The sequence below is a fragment of the Curtobacterium sp. MCBD17_034 genome (assembly GCF_003234515.1).
Classification (GTDB): domain Bacteria; phylum Actinomycetota; class Actinomycetes; order Actinomycetales; family Microbacteriaceae; genus Curtobacterium.
On sequence record NZ_QKTN01000021.1, the window covers coordinates 1 to 1,108 of the forward strand.

Annotated in this window: 1 protein-coding gene; it reads left to right on the forward strand. The window is 66.9% G+C overall.

Annotation, left to right across the window (positions count from 1 at the left end):
- Positions 1-120: 120 nt before the first annotated feature.
- On the forward strand, positions 121-1,108 hold a 988-nt coding region (locus DEI92_RS16220; protein ID WP_111014282.1), incomplete at its 3' end, for an IS481 family transposase.

The following is a 1,108-nucleotide window of genomic DNA, read 5'->3' on the forward strand; positions in this document are numbered from 1 at the left end:
TGTACTGCCCAGGGACGTTGGTTGTGTTGCGACGACTCGCTGTAGTCGTTGGGATGTGAGAAGGACCTCCTGCAGTGGAGTGGAGCTGTCTAGTTCACACACTCTCCGCAGGAGGTCCTCGTGTCCCACGCTAACGCTGCCCTGACACCACGCCAACGCCTCCGGATAGGTCGTCTGATCGTCGATGACGGCTGGCCAGTCCGGCACGCAGCCCTGTTCTTCCACGTGTCCTGGCCGACCGCGAAGCGCTGGGCCGACCGGTATGCGGCCATGGGCGCCGAGGGCATGCATGACCGCTCGTCCCGTCCGCACCGGTCCCCGAACCGCACCCGCCCTGAGCTGGTGAAGAAGGTCGTCGCACTTCGCTGGCGAAAGCGCCTCGGTCCCGTTGGGATCGGCGGGCAACTCGGCATGCCGGCCTCGACAGTGCACGCCGTGCTGACCCGCTGTCGGGTGAACCGGCTGCACCACATCGACATCCGCACCGGCGAACTCGTGCGCCGTTACGAGCACGAACGTCCGGGCGCGATGATCCACGTCGACGTGAAGAAACTCGGCAACATCCCCGATGGCGGCGGCTGGCGCTACGTCGGCCGACAGCAAGGTGGGCGGAACCGGTCAGCAACGCCCGGTAAGGGCCGCAGCAAGCATCGCGGCCCGCTGATCGGGACCGCGTTCGTGCACACCGTGATCGATGACCACTCCCGCGTCGCTTACGCCGAGATCCACGACGACGAGAAAGCAGCGACCGCGATCGGGGTGCTACGGCGGGCCGTGTCGTGGTTCGCCGCACGCGGTGTCCGGGTGGAGCGGGTCCTCTCCGACAACGGCTCTGCCTACAAGTCCCACGCCTGGCGCGAGGCCTGCACTGAGCTGGAGATCACGCCGAAGAAGACCCGCCCCTATCGGCCGCAGACCAACGGGAAGATCGAACGCTTCCACCGCACCCTCGCCGACGGGTGGGCGTTCTCACGGCACTACCCGACCGAGCACGCCCGCCGGAACGCCCTCCCGGCATGGCTGCATCACTACAATCACCACCGGCCCCACACCGCCATCGGGAACCGGTCACCGATCACTCGGTTGACCAACCTCCCTGGGCAGTACA